The sequence below is a fragment of the Agrobacterium sp. 22-221-1 genome, assembly GCF_053522445.1.
Genome location: NZ_JBNWCL010000003.1, coordinates 74,972 through 100,598, shown reverse-complemented (window position 1 = coordinate 100,598; position 25,627 = coordinate 74,972). Strand labels below are relative to the sequence as shown.

The window sequence follows — 25,627 nt, the reverse complement described above, 5'->3', positions numbered from 1 at the left end:
CGATGTCGACACCCATTCTCGAACTTAAAAACGTCAACAAATCCTTCGGCCCGATCGATGTTCTGCACGATATCTCGCTGAAGGTACGGGCAGGCGAGGTGCTCTGCCTGCTGGGAGACAATGGCGCGGGCAAATCCACGCTGATCAAGACATTGGCCGGCGTCTACCAGCCGAGTTCCGGCGAAGTGCTGATGGATGGAAAGCCGGTCAATTTCGACGGGCCGCGCGATGCGCAACGCATGGGCATTTCCACCGTGCACCAGTTCGGCGGAACCTTTCCGCTGATGAGCATCGGCCGCTCCTTCTTCATCGGCGCAGAACCCACCAAAGGCTTCTGGCCCTTCCGGATCTACGACCGCAAGAAAGCCAACGAAATCGCCGTCAAGGCAGTGCAGGAATTCGGCATCACCCGCATCGATGACGGCGACCGCCTGATCGGCGGGCTTTCCGGCGGCGAACGGCAATCGCTCGCCATCGCCCGCGCGGTACATTTTGGCGCACGCGTTCTGATCCTCGATGAACCGACGGCGGCGCTTGGTGTGAAACAGGCGTCCCACGTTCTGCGCATCGTGCTGGAAGCGCGCAAGCGCGGCATCGCGGTGATCTTCATCACCCATCAGGTCACCCACGCCATTGCCGTTGGCGACCATTTCGCCGTGCTGATCCGAGGCGCAGTCGCCGCCAATTTCCGCAAGGGCGAGAAGTCCCGCGAGGAAATCACCGATCTGATGGCCGGCGGTGAGGCGCTCGCCGATCTCGGTGCCGAGGTGGAAAATTACATGGCCAGCCATGACGGCCATCCGCCGCAGCCACCATCCAGTTAAGACATATAGAAGGATCAAGACCGATGAAAATCGCCCTAGACCCCCACATGCACCGTTTCACCAGCCTCGATGAGTTGCCCGCCAAGGTGAAGGAACTCGGCTACGACTGGATCGAACTCAGCCCGCGCGCCGATTTCCTCGAATGGTTCAAGGCGCCGCGTGTCTTTCCCGAGCGGATCAGGTCTTTCAAGAAGGCGCTGAAAGACGCCGATGTCGGCATCGCCTCGCTGCTACCGATGTATCGCTGGGCCTCCAATGGCGAGACCGAACGGCAGGCGGCGGTCAAACACTGGAAACGCGCCATCGAGATCGCCATCGAACTGGAGGTCGACACGATGAATTCCGAATTCGGCCGCGGACCGCATCCCGACAAGGGTTCCTGCTACTGCTGCCACACCGGCTCGATGATCGAGGCCTGCGAGGATGCATGGTGGCGCTCGATGGAAGAACTGGTGCCGATCTTCGAGCGCGAAAACATCAACCTGCATGTCGAGCCGCATCCGGAAGACTGGTGCGAAACGCTGCAACCGGCGCTGGACATCATCCGCACCGTCAATTCGAAGAACGTCAAATTCCTCTATTGCGCACCGCATACCTTCTATTTCGGCGACGACACCAAGGCGATGCTCAGGGAAGCGAAGGATGTGCTGGCGCATGTGCATGTGGGCGATACCTTCAACCACAAGGCCAGCTCCGGGCTTCGCTACATTCTCAATCCACCCGGCACACAGGCGCGGGTGCATCAGCACCTGAATATCGGCCAGGGCGAAGTGCCGTGGGACGACTTCTTCGGCACGCTTTCCGAAATCGGCTTCGACGGCATCATGACCTCCTGCGTCTTCGCCTGGGAGGACAGGGCCGATGAATCGAGCCGGTTTATGCGCACCAAGATGCAGGACTATATCGACCTCTATTTCAAGAAATGACGCGGCAAACCGGCGCCAAGCCCGAGGCAGACCCCGCCTCCCGCCACGGCCATTCGCAACATCAAATGGAAAGACGACTGACATGATCAACGGAGAAAGACTGATTTCGCGCCCGCTGCGCTGGGCCATGGTGGGCGGCGGACGCACGGGACAGGTGGGCTACAAGCACCGCACCGGCGCCCTGCGCGACGGCAACTACCAGCTCGTTGCGGGTGCCTTCGACCTCGACGCCGAAAGAGGCAGAGACTTCGGCGTCAATCTCGGCGTGGCGGCGGAACGCTGCTATGCAGACTACAAGGCGCTGATTGCCGGCGAGACGGCACGCGAAGACGGCGTGGACGTCGTTTCCATCGCCACCCCCAATTTCACCCACTACGAGATCACCAAGGCCTGCCTTGAAGCCGGGCTGCACGTTATCTGCGAAAAGCCGCTATTCTTCACCGTGGCCGAATGCGACGAGGTGGCGCGGCTGGCCGAGCAGAAGGGCCTGATCGTCGGCGTCACCTATGGCTTTACCGGGCATCCGCTCGTCCACCAGATGGCGGCCATGGTCAAAAAGGGGATGCTCGGCGACATCCGTATCGTCGACCTGCAATATACCCATGGTTTCAATGCCGGTGACGATGTGGGCGCGGGCGAGGCCGTCAAATGGCGCACCAATCCCCGCACCGCCGGCCCGACCTTCGTGCTGGGCGATATCGGCACGCATCTCTATTATCTCTCGGAAGTCGTACTGCCGCATATGAAGGTGGAACGCCTGCTCTGCGACCGCAAGGCCTTCATCCCCACGCGCGCGCCGCTGGAGGACCACGCCACCGTTCTGATGCATTATGACAATGGCGCACGCGGCCGCCTGTGGGTCTCCTCCGTCAATGCCGGCAATATGGGATCGCAGCGTTACCGTTTCGTCGGCTCCAAGGCGTCGCTCGAATGGTCCGATTCCCATCCCGATCAGCTGATCTACGAGGTTCAGGGCGAACCCGGCCGCATCCTGCATCACGGCATGCCCTATCTGGAACAGGAAAGCCTCGCCATCGACCGCATGGGCGCGCTGCATACCGAAGGTCTCGGCGATAGCTGGTCGAACATTTATCTCTGGATCGCCCAGGCGATCGACGCGGCAAATTGCGGTGACAAGGCTTTCCTGAAAACCCACCATTATCCCGGCATCACCGCCGGCACCGAAGGCGTTCGCTGGCTGGAAAACTGCGTCCGTTCGGCCGATGCCGGCGCCGCCTGGGTCGATTTCGCTTAACCAGCTTGGGCGCGCGCCGGACAACTCTCCCGTCCTCCTCCTCTTCAGGCGCGTCCCCATACCTCCTCGGAAAGACGAACGATGAAACTCGCAATTTGTACTGACGTCATGGCAAGCCTGCCCTTCACCGATATGCTCGACAAATGCGTCGCGCTCGGTGTCGAAGGCATCGAGATGACCGGCGGCGGCTGGTCAAGCGGCCCGCATTTCCGGGCCGACGAACTGTTGGTGGATAAGGGGCTTCTCAAATCCAAGCTCAAGGAAATCGAGGCCCGTGGCCTCGAAATCGCTGCGCTGAATTGCTCCGCCAATCCGCTCGATCCCGGCGATATGGGCAAGCGCCACCTGAAGGAGATCGAGGACACCGTCCGGCTGGCGGGCGAAATCGGCGTGACGAAGATCGTCACCATGTCCGGCCTGCCGGAAGCAGCACCGGGCGACACCGTGCCGAATTGGCTCGTCTACACCAAGAGCTGGCCGAACGAGATGCCGGAGCGCGACCGTTACCAATGGGAAGACCGCGCCTTTCCGCTCTGGCATGGGCTTGTGAAACTCGCCAGGGAAGCGGGTGTCGAAAAATATGCGCTCGAGAATTTCTCGGCCATGCTCGTCTGGAATCCGGAAACCCTGTTCCGCCTGCGCAATGAGGTCGGCCCGACGATTGGCATGAATCTCGACCCGTCGCACCTGATGTGGATGGGGGCCGATCCCATCGCGTCCGCCCGTGCACTCGGCAGCGCGATCCACCATTGCCACGGCAAGGACACCCGCATCGAACGCGGACTGGCGGATGTGAACGGCCTGCTGGAGCTGAAAGAGGTGACTGACATCGCCAACCGCAGCTGGAACTATGTGGCGGTGGGTGCCGGCCATGATCTGCAATGGTGGAAGGAATTTTTCTCCGTGGTGCGCATGGCCGGTTACAATGGCTGGGTCAGTCTGGAAATGGAGGATTTCACCATGTCCACCGAGGCGGGCATCCAGTCCTCCATCGACGCCCTGCAAGCCACCATCAGCCGCTGAGACCTGCTCCGGGCCGCAGAAGGCGGCCCGGCGTCAATTGCGCCACGAGGATGCCATGACCAACCGGATCACCATCACCACCGCTCCCTGCTGCTGGGGCGTCGACGACGTCAAAAATCCCCATCTGCCCCATTGGGAAAAGGTGCTGGACGAGGCGAAGGCCGCCGGTTTCGGCGGTCTGGAACTCGGCCCCTACGGTTATCTGCCGCTCGACCTCGGGCGTGTTTCGCAGGCGCTGAACGAGCGCGACCTGAAGATCGTCGCCGGCACGATCTTCGACGATCTGGTCTCACCGGAAAACCGCGACAATCTGCTGCGCCAGACCGACGAGATCTGCGCGCTGATCACCCGCCTGCCGAAACCGGAAACCCATGCCGGCCAACGCTTTTCCGCCCCCTATCTGACGGTGATGGACTGGGGACATGACGAGCGGGATTATGCCGCCGGCCATTCCGACCGCGCGCCGCGCCTCGATGGCGGCGCATGGAAAGGCATGGTGGAGAACATCCGCGCCATCGCAACGCTCGCCCGCGAAAAATATGGCGTGCGCGCCACCATCCACCCCCATGCTGGCGGCTACATCGAATTTGCCGATGAGTTGCAGCAGATCGTCGAGGACATTCCCGCCGATCTGGCGGGCCTCTGCCTCGACACCGGCCATATGGCCTATTCCGGCATGGACCCCGTCACCGCGCTTCGCCGCTATTGGGACCGTGTCGACTATATTCATTTCAAGGATATCGACGCCACGGTTTTCGAAGAGGTGATGGCAGAACGCATCCGCTTCTTCGACGCCTGCGCCAAAGGCGTCATGTGCCCTATCGGTCGCGGCTCGATCGACTATCCAGCCATCCGCAGCCTTTTTACGGAACTTGGCTATGGCGGCTATATCACCATCGAGCAGGAGCGCGACCCGCGCAATGCCGGCGGCATTCTGGATGATCTGGCGGCCAGCAGGGCATTTCTCGCTGAGTGTGGGTTATAAGCGGGCACAAGACAAGCAAGTGTATCGTGCCAAGGACTGGCCCGGCGCGGCGAAGTGAAAATGACGGGCAGACTCAGCTTCTGAGTGAAAGAGCTTCGGAATGAAAGTTATGGCGGAGAGGGTGGGATTCGAACCCACGATACCCTTGCAGGTATGCCGCATTTCGAGTGCGGTGCATTCGACCACTCTGCCACCTCTCCGCATGCGCGAACGCTTGCGTTGCGCGCTCCTCTTAAACATCAATGGCCAGGCTGACAAGGGGAATTTCGTGTTTGTGTCACAAATTATTCGTCATGGGTGAGGCTGGGGAAATGCATCGGCTTCTGGCAGTTTTCGCAGATATTTTTAAGATGACGCGCACGATCCTCAGGGGTGCGCGTCACATTCGATAGCAGCGTTAGATCCGTTGATAACGCCGCAAGATTTCCAGGATTTTTTCATCCTGCCCTTTATCCGGCAGAAGGGCCGGTTGGCGGCTGGCGCCGACGGATGGGTCCTGGAGATAAAGCGAGCGTTTGACCATGGCCGGTGCGAAGCCGAGGGTGTAGAGATCGGTGCGGAAGTCGGCGTAGATTGCCTGCTGGCGTTCGGCCTTAGTGATATCGCCGGCGTTGAAAGCATTGAGAATGCCGGCCAGCACATCCGGCAGCGCGTTGCCGAGGCCGGAAATGCAGCCTGCCGCCCCGTTCTGCAACGACCAGAGAACGAGGTGATCCGGGCCGGAATACACCTCGAAACCGGGCATCTCCTTTGCCACCTGAAGATAGGCTTCGAGCGTCTGCTGCGCGCCGCCGGAATCCTTGATGCCGGCGATATTGCCATGGGTGGCGAGTTTGCGGGCGGTTTCCGGCTCTATGTGGTTCTGGGTGCGGGCGGGAATGTCATAGAGATAGACCGGCGTTTCGACGGCATCGGCCACCGTCGAGAAATGGCGGATCAGGCCATCCTGCGTGCAGGCGATGAAGAAGGGCGTGATGACGGCGATACCGTCGACGCCGATGCGGTCGAAGGCTTTGGCAAGTTGCAGGGTTTCGAATGTGGCGGGCATGCCGGCATTCACGATGACTTTGGCACGGCCGGCAACTTCATCCACCACCTCTTCCGTCAGCCGGATTTTTTCCGCATGCGTCAGCGCGGTAAAATCGCCATTGGTGCCGGCGCACATGATGTTGTTGCCGGCCGCCACCTGGCGGCGCACCTGCGCACGGGTTGCCTCATAGTTGATGGTTTCGTCCTCGTTGAAACAGGTGACGAGCGCGACGAAAGCTTGTTTGCTCATGAAAGAACTCCGCTTGAATTTGCGATGGCGTCGCCGGCAACGGCCGGATGGCGCTGGGATTGCATATCGGGGTCGGGATCGAGGCTCGCGGATAGAAGGGCACGGGTATAGTCCTCGCGCGGCGCTTCGAAAACCTGTCGGACCGTGCCGAACTCCACCACCTCTCCCCGCTGCATGACCATGACGTGATCGGCAAAATCCCGAACCACCGGCAAATCATGCGCGATGAAGATGAAGGAGAGGCCCATTTCGCGGCGCAGCTTGTCCAGCAGCGCGATAACCTGCGCCTGAACCGAAACATCGAGCGCCGAGACCGCCTCGTCGCAGATGATGAGCTTCGGTTCCAGCGCCAATGCGCGGGCAATGGCGATCCGTTGCCGCTGACCGCCGGAGAACTGATGCGGATAACGGCGCATATGTTCCGGCGAGAGACCCACCTGATGCAGCAATTCGGCAACCCGCTCACGCCATCTTGCCCTGGGCAATATCTCCGGATGGATGACCCAGGCCTCGGAAATCAGCTGAAACACGGTCATGCGGGGATTGAGCGACTGGGTGGGGTCCTGAAACACCATCTGCAGATCACGCCGGAGCGCAAAGAGTTCCGCAGGCGAAAGCTTGAAGAGATCACGGCCCTTCCATACGGCGCGACCCGCATCCGGCTCGTCTAGCCGCAAAAGAATACGCGCCAGCGTCGATTTGCCGGAACCGCTTTCGCCGACGACCGCGATGGTTTCGCCTTCCATGAGGTCGAAGGAAACGCCCTTCAGCGCCTCGAAGGCGCCGTAACGCTTGCGCACATCACGCACGCTGAGCAGCGCTTCGCCCGCCGCCTGCGGCTCGTGCATGTCGCCCCTGCCGGGTGCTGCGCTGATGAGCTTGCGGGTATAGGGATGCTGCGGATTGCGATAGACCTCGCGCACCGTGCCGGCTTCCACCAGAACGCCCTTTTCCATCACCACCACGCGATCGGCGATTTCGGCGACAACACCAAGATCGTGAGTGATGATGAGCACGGCCATGCCGGTTTCCCGCTGCAGCTCCTTGAGTAGCGAAAGCACCTCGGCCTGCACCGTCACGTCAAGCGCGGTGGTCGGCTCATCAGCGATCAGGAGATCGGGCCGAAGCGCCAGCGCCATGGCGATCATGACGCGCTGGCGCTGGCCGCCGGAAAATTCATGCGGATATTTCTTCAAGGCCCCGTCCGGATCGGGAATGCCGACGCGAGCGACAAGCCGCCTCGCCTCCGCTTCGGCCTTTGCCTTGTCCATGCCGTGGGTGGTCATCGCCTCACGGATCTGCCAGCCGACGGTATAGACCGGATTGAGATGGCTGAGCGGGTCCTGAAAGATCATGGCGATGCGCCGGCCGTTGATTTCGCGGCGCGCCTCGGCCGGCATGGTCAGAAGGTCCTGACCGTCGAGCAATATCTGGCCGCTGCTGATATGTCCGGGCGGCATGTCGATGAGGTTCATGATGGCCGACGACGATACCGATTTGCCCGAACCGCTTTCGCCGAGGATGGCCAGCGTTTCGCCACGGTCGATATGGTAGGAGACATCCTTCACCGCATGGACGACACCGCTTGCGGTGTGGAACTCCACGGAAAGGTTGCGCACGTCGAGAAGATGGTCAGCCATGCTTGCGGCCTTTCATTTCCAGCCGCCAGCGCTGCACGGGATCAAGCGCGATGCGCAGCCAGTTGGAAAGCAGGTTGAGCGACAGGGTGGTGAGGATGATGGCAAGTCCCGGCCAGAAGGACAGCCACCAGGCATTGGTGAGATATTGCCGCCCCTGCGAAATCATCAGGCCCCAGGTGATTTCCGGCGGCTGAATGCCGATGCCGAGGAAGGACAGCGCGCTTTCCGCCAGCATCACATAGGCGAAATCGAGCGTGGCGAGCGTCGTCAGCGTCGGTAACACGACGGGTAGGATGTGACGGAACAGGATGCGTTTGCCCGATGCGCCCATGACCCTTGCTGCCTGGACGAACATGCGTTCGCGCACCTCCAGCACCTCCGCCCTCGTGGTGCGGATGTAAACGGGAATGCGGGTGATGGCGAGAACTAGCATCAGGTTGAGGATGGAGGAGCCGAGCAGATAAAGCACGATGACCGCGATCAAGAGCGACGGGAACGACATGATCACATCTGCAAGCCGCATGATGATCTGGCCGACACGGTTGGAGGAAAAACCGGCGATCAGCCCGAGCACGGTGCCGGTGATGGCGGAAAGAAGCACCGCGCCGGCGGCGATCATCATCGTATTTTGCGTGGCGGCGACAATGCGCGCGAGAAGCGAACGGCCGAGCGCATCCGCCCCCAGCCAGAAATACCACTCGCGCTGCCAGTCGAACGGGGCGAGGTTGCGCCCGCGCAGGTTCTGTTTCGTCGCCAGATCGCCAAGCCATGCCGGGCCGACAAAAGCGAGGATAACGACGATGATGAGGAAGATCGCGGCACAAAGCGCGAATTTATCCGCCCACAACATGCGCAGCATGCGTGTTGCGAAGGACGGCTCGGCGATGATCTCGGTGTCGGCGCTGGAAAGGCTCATGGCTGAACGGCCTCCTCAGTGCCGGATACGCGGATCGAGGAGCGCATAGGCGATATCGATCAGAAGATTCATAAGGAAGATCGCCAGCGCGGTCACGAGAATGGCGGCCAGCACGACGTTGAAATCGCGCTGCAGAATGGAATCGATCATCAGCTTGCCGACACCGGGAAAACCGAAGATCGTTTCGACGATGACCGCGCCGTTGAGAAGGCTTGCCGCCTGGTCGCCAATGACGGTGATGACCGGCAGCATAGCGTTTCGCAAGGCGTGAATGAAGATGATCGGACCCGACTTCACGCCCTTGGCGCGCGCCGTTTTGACATAGGCCGAGGACAAAGCGCCGATCATCGAGCCGCGCACCACCTGCACGATGATGCCGAAGGGGCGCACGAACAGGACTGCAATCGGCAATATCCAGTGCAGCACGGAGCCCGTGCCCGACGTGGGAAGCCAGGCGAGATTAACGGAGAAGACGACGATGGCGACAATCGCCAGCCAGAAATCCGGTACGGATGCACCGATGAGCGAGATGCTCGAGGCCATGCGATCGAAGAAGCCGCCGGAGCGGAAAGCCGCAAGCGAACCGATGACGATGGCGGCGGTGGTGACCAGCGACATGGTGATGACCGCAAGCCACAGCGTCCAGACGAAAGCCTCCAGCACCACATCCAGCGCCGGGCGGGCTTTCCTGAGCGATTCTCCGAGGTCACCCGTCATCACATCCCCCGCATAACGCAGGAACTGCACCATCAGCGGATCGTTCAACCCGTGCAACGTCCGGAACTGCTGCTTCAACTCTTCCGAAGCCTCGACCGGCAGAAACAGCGCGGCCGGGTCCCCCGTCAGGCGGGACAGGAAGAAAACCATGACGATGAGGCCGATCAGGGAGATCAGGCTTGCAACGGAACGTTTTCGGATGAAGCTCAGCATGGTTGCCTCCGGTTTTTCAATGCGGCGGCGAAGCTTTCGCCGCGCCGCCGCTTCTCAATTGACAAGACGCGGGGTCTTATTTGATGCCGATTTCCGAAAGTTGCAGCATCGAGTTCGTTGCAATGGTGGGCTTGAAGTCCAGCCGCTCCGAGACGCGGGAGAATCCGACCATATGGAACAGCAGAACATCCGCAACCACATCGTCGTGCAGATAAGCGATAAGTTCCGACCAGAGCTTGGCGCGCTCGTCACCGACCGCTGCGGATGCACGTTCGATCAGATCGTCCACCTTCTTGTCCGAGAAACCGGACTGCGTGCCCTTGGTCGCATATTTGAAGAACATGGTGAAGGACGGGTCGCCCTTTGAGTTGTCGTGCATGGCGGCGACGATCTGCGGTCCGCGGCCTTCCTTGAAGGGCTTGGAGTAATAGCTTTCGTGCTCGGCCACTTCCACGAATTTCAGGTCGATCTTGAAGCCGACATCCTGCAATTGCTGCTGGATCGCTTCCATGATCTCGGTGACGTTGGGGAAATTCGCGGTACGCGCGATGATGGTGATCGGCGTATCCACCTTCACACCGGCAGCCTTGGCTTCCTCGAGCAGCTTTTTTGCGCCCTCGGGGTCATAGGGGAAGACCTTGACGTCGGGGTTCCAGCCAAGCGTGGTCGGCGGAACGAGAGCGGTGGCCAGCACGGCACCTTCCGGAACCAGCGTGCCGAGGAAGGCCTGCCGGTCGATGGCAAGGTTGAGCGCGCGGCGCACCCGCACATCGTTCAGCGGCGCAATATTGTGATCGAGACGCATATAGACCGTCTCGCTGTCGAGATAGGAAAAGTCGGTCTTCGTATTGGTAGCGTCGAGCTGCGAAATGGAAGGCGAAAGATCGGCTTCGCCGGTCTGCACCATGGCGGCGCGAACCGAAGGATCGGCGCGGAAAAGATAGGTCGCTTCCGTCACCTGTGGCTTGGCGCCCCAATAATCGTCGCGCGCGGTGAGGACAATCTGTTGGCCCGGCGTCCAGTTGGTCAGCTTGTAAGGCCCGGTGCCAACAGGCTCGCGAATGAATTCCATCTTGGTTTCTTCGGGAACGATGGTGACGAGCGACATCAGCAGCGGCAGAATGGGCTGCGCCGGGTCGGTCTTGAAGTCAATCGTGTGGTCGTCAACGATCGACGGGGTCACCGTCATGCCGCCGAAATAACGACGGGACTCGCAGGCGTTCTTGTCGCTCATGATGCGTTCGAAGCTGTGCTTGACGTCTTTGGCATCGAATGCCGTACCGTCGGAAAACTTCACGCCTTCACGCAGGTGGAAACGCCAGCTTCCATCGGCATTCTGCTCCCACTTCTCGGCCAGGCGCGGCTGAACGCCCTTCTTGCCGCGCACATCGAGCTCGGTCAGCGTCTCGCTGACATTTTCCATGATAATGCGGCCGATATTGGAGCGGGTGGCCATGCAGGGCTCAAGCAGGTCCGCCTCTTCCGCCAGCACGATCTTGATCGGCCCCGATGCCGCGAGCGCCGGCGAAACCGCGGCGCTGAGGGAACCCAAAATAAGGGCGCCCGCAATCAATGACTTCTTCATTCCGTTCTCCTCCCAGATTCAGAAATTCAGCAACATGGCGGCGCGCCGCAAGGGGCATCTGAAAAATCCCCATCTCCTGCATTGAGGAGCATGACATGCGGATGATTGTCTCCTCCACCCGTAGACAGAGCATCGACGTTATCGCATTTTTTGTCAATTTATTTTTCTAAGGCAATTTTTATTAAAGCCAAATCTCTTATTTTTATCATTTAAAAACAAAATCTTAATTTCAAAAATCAAAAACATATGATCCTCTTTTTTTATCAAATAAACTTGACAACTTTTCGAATATGTCATTTTCATCAGGACAAGAGGAGACCACGATGACCCCTGATGACATCGCTCACGCCATGACCGGAGCCATCCATGCCGTGTCGCAAAACCGGCAGGAAGCGTTCCTGCCGTCGCCCATGATCCAGAACCATGCGAGCTTCCTGCACCTTCTGGATGACGGCACCCTGCTCTGCGCCTGGTTCGGCGGCACGCTGGAAGGAAAATCGGATATTTCGATTTTCGCATCCGTGCTGACAGCGGGTGCAACCCGCTGGGGAGCGCCGCAGCGCCTGAGCCACGACCCCGCCCATTCCGAACAAAACCCGGTCCTCTTCACCGCACCGGATGGCGTCCTTTGGCTGTTTCATACCGCTCAGCCCTCCGGCAATCAGGATGAATGCCGCATTCGCATGGCGCGCATCCACCGCGACGCGACTGCACCGGAAAAGCTTATTTCCGAGGAAGGACGGTTTCTCGATCTCCCGCAGGGCTGCTTCATCCGCGCGCCGCTGCGCATCCGCGATGACGGCGCCTGGCTGCTGCCGATCTTCCGCTGCATCCAGCGCCCCGGCCAGAAATGGAACGGCAGCCACGATACGGCAGCGCTCGGCATATCCATGGACAATGGCGCGACTTGGCAATTGCAGGAGCTGCAGGAATCGACCGGCTGCGTGCATATGAGCCCGGTCGCGGTGACGGATGGGGGCTACGCCGCCTTCTTCCGCCGCCGTCAGGCCGATTTCGTCTACCGTACGGAAAGCGACGATGGCGGCCGCTCGTGGTCAAAGCCGGAGCCGACCGATGTGCCCAACAATAATTCCTCCATTGCGACCATCAGGCTCAACGATGGCAGGCTGGCTATGATCTGCAACCCCGTCAACGCCGCGCAGTCGAGCGATCGCCGCGCCTCGCTTTATGACGAGCTGGGAGAAGAAGACGACAGGCCGGATGCCGATCCGAGCGGCGGGTGCGTTCCCGTCTGGGGCGTGCCGCGCGCGCCGGTTTCGATCTGCCTGTCCGACGATGACGGGCGCAGTTTTAAAACACGAATACTGATCGAAGACGGGCCGGGCACCTGCCTTTCGAACGATTCGACCGATGGACGCAATCTGGAAATGTCCTATCCGTGGCTTCTGGAAGCGCCGGACGGTACGCTGCATGCGAGCTACACCTATCATCGCCGCGCAATCAAATATGTCCGGCTGGCGCCCGGCTGGGCTAACGAGAACGACGGGAGACAAAGATGAGCAACATCATTGGCATCACCATGGGCGACCCCTGCGGCGTCGGCCCCGAGATCACGGTGCGGGCGCTCGCCGAAATGTCTGCCCCGGATCGTGCGGCGACGCGGATTTACGGCAACCTCGCCACGCTGGAAGCGGCGCGGGATGCGCTCGGCGTTGATATCGATCTTTCTCAGCGCGTGGTCGACCTGCCCGTGGATGGCGCGCCGCTGCCCTGGGGTACATTGTCGCCAGTGGCCGGAGACGCCGCGTTCCGCTTTATCGAAAAGGCCGTTCGTGATGCCGAAGCGGGCGCAATCGGCTGCATCGTCACAGCACCGATCAATAAGGAAGCCCTGAACCTCGCCGGTCATCATTATGACGGGCACACCGGCATGTTGCGAAGCCTCACCGGCTCCTCGGCCGCCTATATGCTGCTTGCTTCCGAACGGCTGAAGGTCATTCACGTTTCCACCCATGTCTCCCTGCAGGAAGCCATTCGCCGGGCGACGACGGAGCGGGTGCTGGCAACCATTCGCGCCGGCAACGCGCATCTGAAGCGCATCGGTTACGATCGACCGCGCATCGCGGTTGCCGGCATCAATCCGCATTGCGGTGAAAACGGCCTGTTCGGCACCGAGGATGACGACCAGATCGCACCGGCGGTCGCTGCCGCCCGCGCCGAAGGCATTGAGGTGCAGGGGCCGATTTCCGCCGATACCGTGTTCCACCGGGCTTATTCCGGCGCTTTCGATCTCGTCGTCGCGCAATATCACGATCAGGGCCATATCCCGATCAAGCTTGTCGCCTTCGACACCGCCGTCAATGTCTCCGTCGATCTGCCGATAGACCGGACCTCCGTCGATCATGGCACGGCTTTCGATATCGCCGGCAAGGGCATCGCCAATCACGGCAACATGAATGCGGCCATCGCCTATGCGCGCAAGCTGGTGGCGGGCAAGGAGCGGAAGGAATGAGCATCATGTCGACAGCTCCCATTCTCATCCACCAGCCACGACGGCTCGCCGTTGGCGCCGGCACCATTTCCCAGGTCGGCACCTGGGCGGGAAAAACCGCATCGACCCTGATTATCGCCACACCGTTGACGGCAAAATTTGCCGAACGGCTGCAATTGCAGGGCCCTTTCACGATCTTCGACGCCATTCCCGGCGAGCCGGACACCACAACGCTCGAAGCAGCCCTTGCCGCAGCACGCGCCGCCAAGCCGGATCTCGTCATCGGCCTCGGTGGCGGTTCTGTAATGGATGTGGCGAAGCTCGTCGCGGCGCTCTGGAATTCCGGCCAGACGCTTGCGGATGTGGCAGGGCCGAACAGGGTTGCCGGGCGCGACACACGGCTGGTGCAGATCGCCACCACCGCCGGCACCGGCTCGGAAGCCGGCATCCGTTCGCTCATCACAGACCCGGTGAAAGGCAACAAGATCGCGGTCGAAAGCCCTCATCTGATCGCGGATTTCGCCGTGCTCGATCCGGAACTCACCTATTCCGTCCCATCAGCCGTTACGGCGGCAACCGGGGTGGATGCCATGGCCCATTGCGTCGAAGCCTTCACCAACCGCAAGGCCCATCCGATGATCGACGGTTTCGCGCGCATGGGTTTTGCGCTGGTCGGCAAATATCTGGCGCGCGCCGTTCGCGACGGTGCGGATACTGAAGCGCGGGAAGGCATGATGCTTGCCTCCTATTATGGCGGCATCTGCCTCGGCCCGGTCAATACGGCGGCCGGCCACGCCATCGCCTATCCGCTCGGCACGCTTCTCAACCTGCCGCATGGGCTGGCAAACGCCATCGTCTTTCCGCATGTTCTGGCCTTCAACCAGCCTGCGGTTTCGGCGAAGACGGCGGAAGTGGCGGGAGCGCTCGGGCTTCGCGAACACCTTTCGCCAGACGATCTGCGCAAGGCGGCAACGGATTTCTGCGCCGGGCTCGGCATCGAAATGTCGCTCGCACGGCATGGCGCGACTGAGGCCGATCTTCCCCGCTACGCTGAGGATGCGCATGCCATCCGCCGACTGATGGACAATAACCCCGTCGACATGAGCGTCGAGGACGTGCTCGGCATTTACCGCCACGCCTTCTAAGCAAAAATCCGGTGCGCGTACGCGCGCATCGGTCTTCGGTCACCCGCTTAGTCTGTGTGCGAAGATTCGAACAAGCGGTCGCGCGATCCCGTCAGGTGCTGAAGCATCAACTGGCGCGCCGCCTCTGCGTCCCCATCGGCAATCGCCTTTGCGATTGCCTCATGCTCGGCGAAAACACGTGTCAGGCCGGATGCCTCCCGCTTCACCGACATGCCGTGGAACTTCATTCCCATTGCAATATGGTCCTTGAGCGCTTCCATCGCGGTGGAGAAATAGCTGTTTCGCGCCGCCCGCGCGATGGCAAGGTGGAACTGATAATCGGCATCCTCGCGGTGGGACTGGCGATTGGTCGCATCCCGCATCAGCTCGAGCGCCTTCCGGATCGCCGCAAGTCTCTCGCCATCGTGCCGCAAGGCTGCCGCAGCCGCCGCAGCCGGCTCCAGCGTCAGCCTGAATTCGTAACAGTTGAGAAGATCAGCAACGTTTTCGAGCTGTCCGAAGCCGAGCGGCTCGCGCAGGCCAAAAGCCCTGACATAGCTGCCGGAGCCTCTGCGGGAATAAATGAACCCCTGCTCGCGCAGCCGCCGCAACGCCTCGCGCACGACGGGTCGCGACACTTCGAATTCCATGGCAAGTTCATGCTCGGTCGGCAGCCGCTCATCCGGCTTGTAGGCGCCGGATTTGATCGCCCGGTGCATTCTCTCGAAAATAATGTCCGGAAGTGCCTTGCGCGCCGTTTCTTTCATCAGCCCCATCTGGTCAGCTCTCTCCAGCGTCATTGTCGCCAAGCATCATTTTCGCGATCCGTTTCAACGTGTCAGCTTGCCCAAAACCGCCGGACTTCGCAATGATGCATTGATTACCGGACCAGCCTACCCCAAGACCCGGCAGGCATTCGCCGGCAAGACGCAAGCGCGAAACACCCATGGCCCGCAGCACGGCCTCTGCCGTGGCTCCACCCGACAACAGCAGCCTTGCCGCCCTGGCGGTAAAATGCGGCACGACGCCCTCCGCCAACCGGTCTGAAACCGCAAGCGGCGACAGATTTTCCATACCCTGCGTCGCTTGAACCAGCGTCAGACCGGCACCGTCATCGGTGTGGCGGGGCATGACGCCATTCGGCGCCTCCACGAGCGAGACAGGCCCAACGCTTTTGAGAACGTCAATCTGCTCCACCGTGATCGGATCGCGAGACCCGATGACAAAAAGCCCCCTACCGGGTGGAATGATCGCCGCTTCAGGAACAGCCTGCGCCGTCATCGCTTCAGCCAGCGCCTCGGCAAGCCCACGCGCGCCGACCAGAAGATCGGCCCCTTCCGCCTGCGCGGCGGCGAGAGCCTCCCTGATATCGCCCTTTGATCGCGTATCGGGTATCGTGCAGCGGCCGGCATGTCCGCCCAGTCTTTCATGAACCGGAATGGCAACTTCGACGCCAAAGCCGGAAACGGCTCCGCCCATAACGACGCGTCCGAAATCCGGAATGGCGGGCGCGACAAGCGCGTGCCGATAGGAAATCGCATCCATTTCCGCCGCAATATGCCCTTTCAGACGGGAATCGATCTTCTTGAAAAGGATAGTATCAGCCGGAACCAGCCCCAACAATTCCTGCGTGCGACGCCGGGCTTCATCCGCTTCGCCATCGCGGCAACCGAGGTTGACGCTGAGGACGGCAGGCGCATCCGCCAGCGCCGCACGCACACCGTCAAGCCCTATCGCAACCTCGGTCGCCAGCCCACGCCCGGCAAAGGGAGCGGCGGCGTCGAGCGCTCCGGTCAGATCATCGGCAAAAATCAGCAGCACGGGCGAGGCCTTCATAAAAGTTGTAATGTTTTACATCGATAAATTTATTTATAATCAATAGATAAATGGATGTGAATAACAAAAATTATGGCGCAGCTTTTCGGACTGGCCAATCAGCCGCAAAGAGGCTCAAACAACGAGAGAAGAAATCGGAAACGGCAAAAGAGAACGCCAAACGCGGGCCGCAGCCATATATGGCGAGACGGCCGGGAGATGGCGAACGAACAACGTCGCTAGATGAACCGGAAGGGCAGGCCCGAGATGAGCGCCTTGACGAAGCGCTTTTTCTGAAAGCGTCCATTCAGCGATACACGCGGCAACTGCGTCGGCTTTTCAAGGCTGTGGGGACCGATAACGCCAGCCTGCGTGGTCACGGCCGCGGAAAATCCTGCATCGTGAACCGCTTTCGCTTCCCGTTCTCCCACGGCCTTTACCCAGCCATAGGGATAGGAAAAGGACCGTGGCCGATGGTCGGCATAGGCTTCCACCCGGCGCGTCGATTCCGCAATCTCATAAGCCAGACGCGCCGCATCGACCTTACGCATATTCACATGCGTCATGGTATGCGCGCCGAAATGCACCAGAGGGTCCTTCGCCAGCGCCCTGAGTTCATCTTCATCCATGACAAGTTCGTCCACGATCGCGATGGGATCGACGCCATGCTGCCTCGCGGCACGATCGATCCTTTCCACCGCCTCGTCCTCCGAAAAGTTCTGGACAAAATCTTCAAGCCGCGTGAATGCCTCCGCTTTCTGCGAAGGGCTGGCGCATGCCACCTGCTCCGGCCCCGCCCCGAAATCGAATTCGAACGACGCGGCTTTCTGCGTCAGGAGAGCAGCGGTTTCCCACCAGAGGCTGCGTGTTCGCTCCACAAAACCCGGCGTGATGAAAATCGTGTAGGGAACGGCATATTTACGGAAGATCGGCGCGGCATAGTCGGCATTGTTTCGATAGCCGTCATCGAGCGTGAAGGCGCAGAACGACCGGCCTTCGTGATTATTGGCAAGCAGAGCCGGCAGATCGTGCAGATGGACTGGAACGAGACCGCATTCGAGAGCGGCCTGTATCGCCTCTTCCAGAAATTGCGGCGTGACGGACAATTGCACATTGGGTGCGAAAGCCGAAACAGCCCCTCCGGGGCGCACATGATGAAGCGTGAAGATCACACCACGCCCGGCGAAAGACGGAAATGCCGAACGGACGGCCGGGAGAGAACTCACCTCCAGCCCCGTCCTTATAGCCCCATATTTCACAAGGCGTTTTATCGGCTGAAAAAACATCCTCCCCGATTGTCCTGATGTCAGGCCGGGAAGAAGGCGTTTTCTCACCACTCTCGAGACCGTCAGCGGCAGATCGATCAGGCCCGGCAAGGGATCGTTCGGCGCAAAGGCGGCCCAGCTGCGGATATTGCCCAGAGAAGCGAAATAGTCGCCGATTTTCGCCTGCCCCCTCCGGGCCAATGTGAAGGCGGCAACGGCATCGCGGACAAGATAGGACCAGGAAACGCCCTGCCGCACATTGCCGGGCTGGCCGACCGGCTCGCCATTGGCGACCCGCCATAGCGGGGCGCCAAGGTCGATGCCCGCCGCAGAGCAAAGGCCAAACCATGACCATGGGCGCGGATTGACATCGAGAAGCTTCAGTTTCCCGTCCCGGCCGTCGAGCTTGAATTCCGCCTCGACCAGCCCGCTATGGCCGGCCGATTTCAGTATTTTTCGGGCCGCATCCACCGCTTGCCCGTTATCGACGACCTCGACGCGGGTGCTGGTATAACCGAAATCGACAGGATATTGCCGCGCGCGCCGAGCGGTGAATTCCGCTACCGGCTCTCCGTTCAGCCACAGCGCCGCGTAGGAGAACTGGCTTTCTCCCCCACCTGGAATGAGTTCCTGCACGACGACATTGCCGGCGCCGATCTCTCCACTCGCATCGGCAAAAGCCGTTTTCAGAGCATGTCGGTCATCGGCGCGAATGACTTTTGCCCGGGCGATGGTGGTATCGCCACCGCCCATATTCGGCTTGAGAATGACGGGAAACAATATGTCCAGCGTATCGATATCAGCGGCCGATGCCAGCGCATAGGTTCGCGGAATACTGACGCCAAGTTCCGCGGCACGCTGATAAAGCAGCGGTTTTTCGCAGAGCCATTGCAGCGCGGTCCAATCCGGCAGGATGATTTTGTAGAGCGAGGACAGTTCCTCACGATGCTGCGCAACGAGCTGGACCTCTCCGTCGCCGGACGGCACCAGCAGACAGCCCTTCAAACCATGCTTGTCCGCCATTTGACGCAGGAACGGCAGTGCCCCGGCATCATGCGGGCCGGCCCAGCGGATTGTTTCCCGCACGAAACGCGACCAACCCGGCAAAGGGGAATCGTGGGTGAGGTAATAAACAGGCACATTCAGGGCGCCGAGGCTGCGGGCAAGGGCGAGCGTGCCGTGAGCGCCGCCGACAATAACAACACCTGGAATGGTCAAAGCCTGATCCCCGTCCTATTCCATATCTTGATCGCAAAAATTGATAAATAAATTGGATATTTCTAAAGTATTGAGCGGACTGATATCGAATTGCGAAAAATCCGAAACGCCTATGCTTTTAATCTTTCGCAGGCGCTTCGGAATTGCTTTGAAAAGAAAAAGCGGAAGCTGCCTCACGCCTCCTTGCGGACAGGACGCGGATCGCCGTTGTCGTCCACCGCGACCATGATGAAAACGGCCTCCGTCACCTTTTCGCGTGAATCCTGATAGTGCCTGCGGGTCCAGGCCTCGATTTTCAACGTGACGGAGGTGCGGCCGATCTTTTCGATTTTGGTGTAGACACACAATGTATCGCCGATCTTGACCGGCTTCTTGAAGACGATTTCATTGACTGCGACGGTAACGGTGCGGCCGCCGGCCACATCATTGGCGCGGACGAAAGCGGCAAGGTCCATCTGCGACATGACCCAGCCGCCGAAAATATCGCCGGCCGGGTTGGCATCGGCGGGCATCGCAAGCGTTCTGAGCGTGAGTTCCATATCGGCGGGCGGTTGCTGGTCCATGTCTCAAAGTCCTTTCACAAGCCTCCCGCTGCCGGACTTAAACAACCGCACCCCATCCGCCAATAGCCGATTTGTCGCGGCAGCCCTTCCAAAACAGCAAGGAATCACAGAGCCATCGTAAGCTTCGGTTAACCATGATGAGGCACGATTCCAAAAAACGCGAGGGCGTGCGAATGGCCTATGACTGGAGTGGAAACAACACAATACAGCAGCGCTACGACCGTATCGTCCTGGTGGTCGCCAGCGTCGTCGCCATCAGCCTGGCGACCGGCACCCTTGCCCTGCGTTCTCAGGTGGAGCCGGACACCACCATAAGCCTTGCCAAACAGCAGCGGCTCGATTCGGACAAATGGCATTTGCGGCTCTAGTCCGCCCAGATCAGCCGAATGGCCGATGACCTATTCCGGAGCGCTCCCGGCCCTGGAGATATTTTCCTTCAGCGCGGTATGGTCGAGATGCGCCACAGCCGGGGCAAGAACCGACAGGAATGTTTCCGACCGGCCGATATAGATGATCGCCGCACCCTCGATCCCGTTCAGAACTTCCGCCAGCGTATCCTGCGTCTGTTTTTCCAGCCCTTCGAGCAAATCGTCGATAACGACGAATTTCGGCTTCAGCAGCAGGGCATTGGCCACCCGGATGCTAGCCTGCTCGTCTGAATCCAGTTTTTTGTCCCAGCGAATATTTTCCTCGAGACGCGATGCCATCTCGCCAAGCCCGCAGGCAGTGAGCGCCGAGACATAATCCGCATCGGCGAAACGCTGGGGCGCGCGCGGATAGGCGAGGATTTCACGCAGCGATCCCGCCGGCAGATAGCCGTGCTGGGCAATGAAAAGCGTGTCGGACTGTTCGGGCATCTCAATCCTGCCCTGCCCCCAGGGCCACAGGCCCGCCATGGCCGCAAACAGCAGCCTTCGGTTCACGCCCTGCTCGCCATTGATCATCAGCCGTTCGCCCGGCCCGATCTCGACTTCGCTCTCGCGCAGCTGGAAGCCGCGATCCAGATCCTGCCCACCCGCATCGCGGCAGATCACCACCGACTGGAGGCGGATTTTTTCATTCTCCGCGCTGCGTTGCAGATCGATCGCCAGGCCGTGCTGTTCGACGCTGTCCATCTGGATAAGCGCGTTACGGAACACCGAAACGCGCTGCAACGTTGCCTTCCAGCTGGCGATCGGCCCGAAATTATCGATGTACCAGCGCAGCGCCGTGTTGACCTGGTTGAACGCACCGACAGCCATCATCAGCCCGCCGAAGGTGAGGTTGCCGGAGAAATAAACCGGAGCCGCGATCAGGATCGGCGCCACCACCGCCAGCCAGCCATATCCTGCCGAAACCCATGTCAGATGTGTCAGCGCCATGGCAAGCCCGCGAATGACGCCGAGCACCGCATCAATATCGATACCGATCCGCCGCCTTTCGTTCTTTTCGCCGCGTGCAAGGGCAATGGCGGCAAGATTTTCGCTGGCCCGCATCAGTGAGAAGCGAAGCTCCGCCTCTTTGGAATAACGCTCGGCATTCAGCCCCACCAGCCGATAACCGACGAGATTGCTGAGCAGGGAAGCCGAACCGGCATAAAGGATCGCCGCCCAGACCATATAGCCGGGGATCGCATAGGTATCGCCGCTGATGGTGATGGCAAAGCCGGCCGAGAGCGACCAGAGGACGCCGATAAAGCTGACGAGCAGGATCGTCGCATTGACGAGACCGATGGAAAGCGCCGTACTGCTTTCAGCCAGATTGCGGACATCGTCATGCAGGCGCTGGTCGGGGTTGATCGCAATCGTGCCGAAACCGGCAAGACGGGCGGCCCGCCCCGGTTTCAGCCATTGATCCACCATATCCTTGGCAAGGCCCTCGCGCATGTTCAGCGCCGTCATCTGGTTCAGCCAGGTCTGGACGACGTTGAGGAGAAGCAACAGCCCCGCGATGATGGCGAAGACCTCCAGCTGGTGAATGAAGGCGGCAAGATCGCGCCGCTCCAGCGCGTTGTAAAACGGCGCGTTCCATTCATTGAGCCTGATCTGCCCATAGGCGGTGAGCAATATCACCGTGAGCAGCGCTATTGACAGCAAGATCAGCCGGGTGCGCACCGGTGAGGTCCAGAAGGCACGCCCCATCATGCGCAGCTGCGCCGGGAAATCGAGATCGAAACCCGAAAGATTAGCCGCGCTTTTGCGCTGATCGTCGGTCACCGTTGTTGCCATTCATTCCATTCCGAAACGTCAGTCGGCAAAGAAAGCGGGTCGCGATTCTGCGCCTTTCGTTGCCAAGCAATAACACGCCGTTCGACCTTGTCCACAATCCCGGCGAAATCTCAGCGGCGATGATTGAAAAGCCCGGACAATTCTTACCGCGGGCAAATATCGCGGCCTCGACCAACAATGCGGTTGCCCCCGGAAATGATCCTTGCTTTCTTTTCCTGCATTGCACAAAATCCGAATAATTTCAGAGGGGCGGACAAACCGCATAAGCCGGAAAACCGGGCAAGGCAGATTAATGGCGATCAAAGCGAGCATCTATCATCTGACGCATTATAAATACGACAATCCGGTTCGCCTTGGACCACAAATCATAAGATTAAAGCCCGCCTCGCACTCCAGAACCCGCGTTATCAGCCATTCGCTCAAGGTTTCGCCCTCCAATCACTTCGTGAACCTTCAGCAGGATCCCTACGGCAATTACCTCGCCCGCTTCGTTTTTCCCGAGCCGGCGACGGAATTTAAGATCGAGGTCGATCTTGTCGCCGATATGACGGTTTACAATCCGTTCGACTTCTTTGTGGAGGAAGAGGCGACAAAGTGGCCCTTCGACTATCCGCAGGAATTGCGCGACGACCTGTCCATCTACATGAAGCCGGAGCCGACAGGCCCGCTGCTTGCCGCCTTCATGGCCACCGTTGACCGCACGCCGGGGCAGCAGACGGTGGACATGGTCGTTGGCCTCAATGCCCGCCTGCAACAGGAAATCGGTTACGTCATCCGCATGGAACCGGGCGTCCAGACGCCGGAGGAAACGCTTGCTTCCGGCAAGGGGTCCTGCCGCGATACGAGCTGGCTGCTCGTGCAGGTTCTGCGGCATCTCGGCCTCGCCGCCCGTTTCGTGTCGGGATATCTCATTCAGCTCACCCCCGATCTCAAGGCGCTGGATGGCCCATCCGGCACCGAAGTGGACTTCACCGATCTGCACGCCTGGGCCGAAGTCTATATGCCCGGCGCCGGCTGGATCGGCCTCGACCCCACCTCGGGACTTCTGACGGGCGAGAGCCATATTCCGCTGGCGGCAACGCCGCATTACCGCAATGCGGCGCCGATTTCCGGCGGTTATTACGGCCATGCCAACACGGAATTCGCCTTCGACATGCAGGTCCGGCGGGTTGCCGAAACGCCGCGCATCACCAAACCCTTTTCGGATGAAAGCTGGGAGGAACTCAATGCGCTTGGCCACGAGGTCGATGATGTTCTGAACAGTCATGACGTCCGGCTGACCATGGGCGGCGAACCGACCTTCGTTTCCATCGACGATTTCGAATCCGACGAATGGAACACCGGCGCGGTCGGGCCGACAAAGCGTGAAAAGGCCGATGCCCTGATCCGCCGCCTGCGTGAGCGTTTCGCACCGGGCGGCTTTCTGCATTACGGGCAGGGAAAATGGTATCCGGGCGAAAGCCTGCCGCGCTGGACCTTCTCGCTCTATTGGCGCAAGGACGGCCTGCCGATCTGGCAGAACCCGGCGCTGATCGCCGAGGAGGGCGCAAATACAGGCGTCAAGGCGGAAGATGCGCAGAAACTGCTGGGCGGCATAGCCTCCCATCTCGGCATCGAGCCTGAGCTGGTGCTGCCGGCCTATGAGGATCCGGCCGAATGGATCATCAAGGAAGGCAGCCTTCCCGACAATGTCGACCCGTCCAATTCCAAACTCAAAGACCCGGAGGAGCGAAACCGCATGGCCCGCGTCTTCGAGCGGGGACTGACGACACCGACCGGCTATATTCTTCCCGTTCAGGCGTGGAATGCGCGCGCCGCCGGCAAACGCTGGATCAGCGAAAAATGGAAGACGCGGCGCGGTAAAATATTCCTCGTTCCGGGTGACAGCCCGGTGGGTTACCGCCTGCCGCTCGGCACCCTGCCCTATGTGCCGCCATCCGCCTATCCCTATATTCATGAAGCCGATCCTTCGATCCCCCGCGGTCCGCTTCCCGATGTGCTGACGCCATCGGGCCGCGCCATGCCCGAAGCCTCCTTCCATGCCAGCGAGGCCCCAGGGCAGGAGCGCATCGAACAGACGCTCGGCGAAATCGGCGGCGCGGTGCGCACCGCCATGTCGGTGGAACCGCGTGACGGAAGGCTCTGCGTCTTCATGCCGCCGGTCGAGCGCATCGAGGACTATCTGGAACTGATTGCAGCAGCGGAAGCGGCAGCCGCCGATCTTGGCTTGCCCGTCCATATCGAGGGTTATGCGCCGCCGCATGACGAACGCGTCAATGTCATCCGCGTCGCGCCCGATCCCGGCGTCATCGAGGTCAACATCCACCCCGCCGCGGGCTGGAAGGATTGCGTCGACATCACCACGGCTGTTTATGAGGAGGCGCGCCAATCGCGTCTCGGTGCCGACAAGTTCATGATCGACGGCCGCCACACCGGCACCGGCGGCGGCAACCATGTGGTCGTGGGCGGCGCCAACCCCAATGACAGCCCCTTCCTGCGCCGGCCCGATCTTCTCAAAAGCCTCGTTCTGCACTGGCAGCGGCACCCCTCGCTCTCCTATCTCTTCTCAGGTCTCTTTATCGGCCCGACGAGCCAGGCGCCGCGTATCGACGAAGCCCGTCACGACAGTCTCTATGAGCTGGAGATCGCGCTTGCGCAGGTGCCTGCCCCCGGAGAAGGCGTGCCGCCGCTGCCATGGCTGGTCGACCGGCTGTTCCGCAATCTTCTGACGGATGTGACGGGCAATACCCATCGCGCCGAAATCTGCATCGACAAGCTGTTTTCGCCTGACGGGCCTACCGGCCGCCTCGGGCTGGTGGAGTTCCGCGGTTTCGAAATGCCGCCCAACGCGCGCATGTCGCTCGCCCAGCAATTGCTGGTGCGCGCCCTCATCGCCCGCTTCTGGAAAAACCCGGCCGCCGGCAAATTCGTGCGCTGGGGTACGGCGCTCGCCGACCGTTTCATGCTACCGCATTATATCTGGGCGGATTTCCTCGACGTGCTTGCCGACCTCAGGGAAAACGGTTTCGACCTCAAGCCGGAATGGTTCACCGCCCAGCAGGAATTCCGTTTCCCCTTCTTCGGGGAAGTGGAATATGAGGGTGCGAAGCTGGAACTGCGCCAGGCGCTGGAGCCCTGGCATGTGATGGGCGAACAGGGCGCCATCGGCGGAACCGTGCGTTATGTCGACAGCTCCGTCGAGCGCCTGCAGGTGCGGCTGGAAACCTCCAATCCCGCCCGTTACGCGGTTGCCTGCAACGGCCGCGCCGTGCCGCTGACCCCGACGGAAAACCGCAGCGTCGCGGTCGCCGGCGTTCGCTTCAAGGCATGGCAGCCCGCTTCCGGCCTGCATCCCGTTCTGCCCGTCAATTCACCCTTGACCTTTGACATTTATGATACATGGTCGAGGCGATCGATCGGCGGATGCATCTACCATGTTGCTCATCCGGGCGGGCGCAATTACGAGACGTTTCCCGTCAACGGCAATGAGGCCGAGGCACGCCGCCTCGCCCGTTTCGAACCATGGGGGCATACGGCAGGGCAATATCCGCTACAAGCGGAAACCATGTCGCCAGAATTTCCGCTGACGCTCGATCTGCGTCGGCCTTACGGAGTGTAAA

20 protein-coding genes and 1 tRNA gene are annotated in these 25,627 nt (G+C 60.5%); 10 read left to right on the top strand and 11 right to left on the bottom strand.

Annotated elements, in window-relative coordinates; genetic code table 11:
• Nucleotides 1-2: 2 nt before the first annotated feature.
• From ACQZ5N_RS06165 to ACQZ5N_RS06145, 5 genes are all read left to right on the top strand, one after another.
• Nucleotides 3-824: an ATP-binding cassette domain-containing protein gene (locus ACQZ5N_RS06165; RefSeq protein ID WP_174058103.1), complete on the top strand. Its 822-nt coding sequence runs from the start codon at nt 3-5 to the stop codon at nt 822-824.
• Between the two features lie 23 nt (nt 825-847).
• Nucleotides 848-1,750, top strand: coding sequence for a sugar phosphate isomerase/epimerase family protein (locus ACQZ5N_RS06160; RefSeq protein ID WP_448732427.1), 903 nt, complete (start codon nt 848-850; stop codon nt 1,748-1,750).
• 82 nt (nt 1,751-1,832) lie between these two features.
• The gene (locus ACQZ5N_RS06155) at nt 1,833-3,005 is read left to right on the top strand and encodes a Gfo/Idh/MocA family protein (RefSeq protein WP_448732426.1); all 1,173 of its coding nucleotides are present in this window, start codon (nt 1,833-1,835) and stop codon (nt 3,003-3,005) included.
• Nucleotides 3,006-3,086: 81 nt separating this feature from the next.
• Entirely contained in the window at nt 3,087-4,028 is a 942-nt protein-coding gene (locus tag ACQZ5N_RS06150) for a sugar phosphate isomerase/epimerase family protein (protein WP_448732425.1), read from the top strand.
• A 55-nt stretch (nt 4,029-4,083) separates the two neighbouring features.
• Nucleotides 4,084-5,013, top strand: coding sequence for a sugar phosphate isomerase/epimerase family protein (locus ACQZ5N_RS06145; protein WP_448732424.1), 930 nt, complete (start codon nt 4,084-4,086; stop codon nt 5,011-5,013).
• Between the two features lie 110 nt (nt 5,014-5,123).
• Here the strand turns inward: ACQZ5N_RS06145 and ACQZ5N_RS06140 are convergent.
• The 6 genes from ACQZ5N_RS06140 to ACQZ5N_RS06115 all read right to left on the bottom strand — a co-directional run bounded on the left by ACQZ5N_RS06140 (nt 5,124) and on the right by ACQZ5N_RS06115 (nt 11,363).
• A tRNA-Ser gene (locus ACQZ5N_RS06140) sits at nt 5,124-5,213 on the bottom strand.
• Nucleotides 5,214-5,410: 197 nt separating this feature from the next.
• Nucleotides 5,411-6,292, bottom strand: a complete 882-nt coding sequence (locus ACQZ5N_RS06135; RefSeq protein ID WP_448732423.1) for a dihydrodipicolinate synthase family protein — start codon at nt 6,290-6,292, stop codon at nt 5,411-5,413.
• Complete coding sequence (locus tag ACQZ5N_RS06130; RefSeq protein ID WP_448732422.1) at nt 6,289-7,932, bottom strand: ABC transporter ATP-binding protein; 1,644 nt, start codon at nt 7,930-7,932, stop codon at nt 6,289-6,291. Before ACQZ5N_RS06130 ends, ACQZ5N_RS06135 begins: the two co-directional genes overlap by 4 nt.
• Nucleotides 7,925-8,848: an ABC transporter permease gene (locus ACQZ5N_RS06125; RefSeq protein ID WP_304983863.1), complete on the bottom strand. Its 924-nt coding sequence runs from the start codon at nt 8,846-8,848 to the stop codon at nt 7,925-7,927. The genes ACQZ5N_RS06130 and ACQZ5N_RS06125 overlap by 8 nt, the downstream gene beginning before the upstream one ends.
• 15 nt (nt 8,849-8,863) lie before the next feature.
• Nucleotides 8,864-9,778 (bottom strand): ABC transporter permease, encoded by a 915-nt coding sequence (locus ACQZ5N_RS06120; protein ID WP_448732421.1) that lies wholly within the window; start codon nt 9,776-9,778, stop codon nt 8,864-8,866.
• A gap of 76 nt (nt 9,779-9,854) precedes the next feature.
• Nucleotides 9,855-11,363: an ABC transporter substrate-binding protein gene (locus ACQZ5N_RS06115; RefSeq protein WP_448732420.1), complete on the bottom strand. Its 1,509-nt coding sequence runs from the start codon at nt 11,361-11,363 to the stop codon at nt 9,855-9,857.
• A 323-nt stretch (nt 11,364-11,686) separates the two neighbouring features.
• Between ACQZ5N_RS06115 and ACQZ5N_RS06110 the strand changes: the two genes are divergently transcribed.
• Genes ACQZ5N_RS06110 through ACQZ5N_RS06100 form a run of 3 tightly spaced genes read left to right on the top strand, consistent with a single transcriptional unit; the run spans nt 11,687 to nt 14,960 of the window.
• Nucleotides 11,687-12,883, top strand: a complete 1,197-nt coding sequence (locus ACQZ5N_RS06110; protein ID WP_448732419.1) for a sialidase family protein — start codon at nt 11,687-11,689, stop codon at nt 12,881-12,883.
• Nucleotides 12,880-13,836, top strand: coding sequence for a 4-hydroxythreonine-4-phosphate dehydrogenase PdxA (gene pdxA, locus ACQZ5N_RS06105; RefSeq protein WP_448732418.1), 957 nt, complete (start codon nt 12,880-12,882; stop codon nt 13,834-13,836). Before ACQZ5N_RS06110 ends, pdxA begins: the two co-directional genes overlap by 4 nt.
• Nucleotides 13,833-14,960, top strand: a complete 1,128-nt coding sequence (locus ACQZ5N_RS06100) for an iron-containing alcohol dehydrogenase (protein ID WP_448732417.1) — start codon at nt 13,833-13,835, stop codon at nt 14,958-14,960. The genes pdxA and ACQZ5N_RS06100 overlap by 4 nt, the downstream gene beginning before the upstream one ends.
• Before the next feature lie 47 nt (nt 14,961-15,007).
• On the opposite strand, the gene ACQZ5N_RS06095 is transcribed toward ACQZ5N_RS06100, so the two are convergent.
• The 4 genes from ACQZ5N_RS06095 to ACQZ5N_RS06080 form a co-directional block, all read right to left on the bottom strand.
• Nucleotides 15,008-15,715 (bottom strand): FadR/GntR family transcriptional regulator, encoded by a 708-nt coding sequence (locus ACQZ5N_RS06095; RefSeq protein ID WP_003519630.1) that lies wholly within the window; start codon nt 15,713-15,715, stop codon nt 15,008-15,010.
• 4 nt (nt 15,716-15,719) lie between these two features.
• Nucleotides 15,720-16,760: a four-carbon acid sugar kinase family protein gene (locus ACQZ5N_RS06090; RefSeq protein WP_448732416.1), complete on the bottom strand. Its 1,041-nt coding sequence runs from the start codon at nt 16,758-16,760 to the stop codon at nt 15,720-15,722.
• A gap of 233 nt (nt 16,761-16,993) precedes the next feature.
• A complete protein-coding gene (locus ACQZ5N_RS06085) occupies nt 16,994-19,237 on the bottom strand; it encodes a polysaccharide deacetylase family protein (RefSeq protein ID WP_448732415.1) in 2,244 nt (747 codons plus the stop codon).
• 173 nt (nt 19,238-19,410) lie between these two features.
• Nucleotides 19,411-19,800 carry an acyl-CoA thioesterase gene (locus tag ACQZ5N_RS06080; RefSeq protein ID WP_035260778.1) on the bottom strand — a complete coding sequence of 130 codons (390 nt, stop codon included), beginning with the start codon at nt 19,798-19,800 and terminating at the stop codon, nt 19,411-19,413.
• Between the two features lie 134 nt (nt 19,801-19,934).
• Here ACQZ5N_RS06080 and ACQZ5N_RS06075 point away from each other — a divergent pair, with 134 nt between their 5' ends.
• Nucleotides 19,935-20,168 carry a hypothetical protein gene (locus ACQZ5N_RS06075; protein WP_127755489.1) on the top strand — a complete coding sequence of 78 codons (234 nt, stop codon included), beginning with the start codon at nt 19,935-19,937 and terminating at the stop codon, nt 20,166-20,168.
• A 30-nt stretch (nt 20,169-20,198) separates the two neighbouring features.
• Here the strand turns inward: ACQZ5N_RS06075 and ACQZ5N_RS06070 are convergent, their stop codons facing one another.
• Entirely contained in the window at nt 20,199-22,007 is a 1,809-nt protein-coding gene (locus ACQZ5N_RS06070; protein WP_448732414.1) for an ABC transporter ATP-binding protein/permease, read from the bottom strand.
• Nucleotides 22,008-22,299: 292 nt separating this feature from the next.
• Between ACQZ5N_RS06070 and ACQZ5N_RS06065 the strand changes: the two genes are divergently transcribed.
• The gene (locus tag ACQZ5N_RS06065; RefSeq protein WP_448732413.1) at nt 22,300-25,626 is read left to right on the top strand and encodes a transglutaminase family protein; all 3,327 of its coding nucleotides are present in this window, start codon (nt 22,300-22,302) and stop codon (nt 25,624-25,626) included.
• Nucleotide 25,627 lies beyond the last annotated feature (1 nt).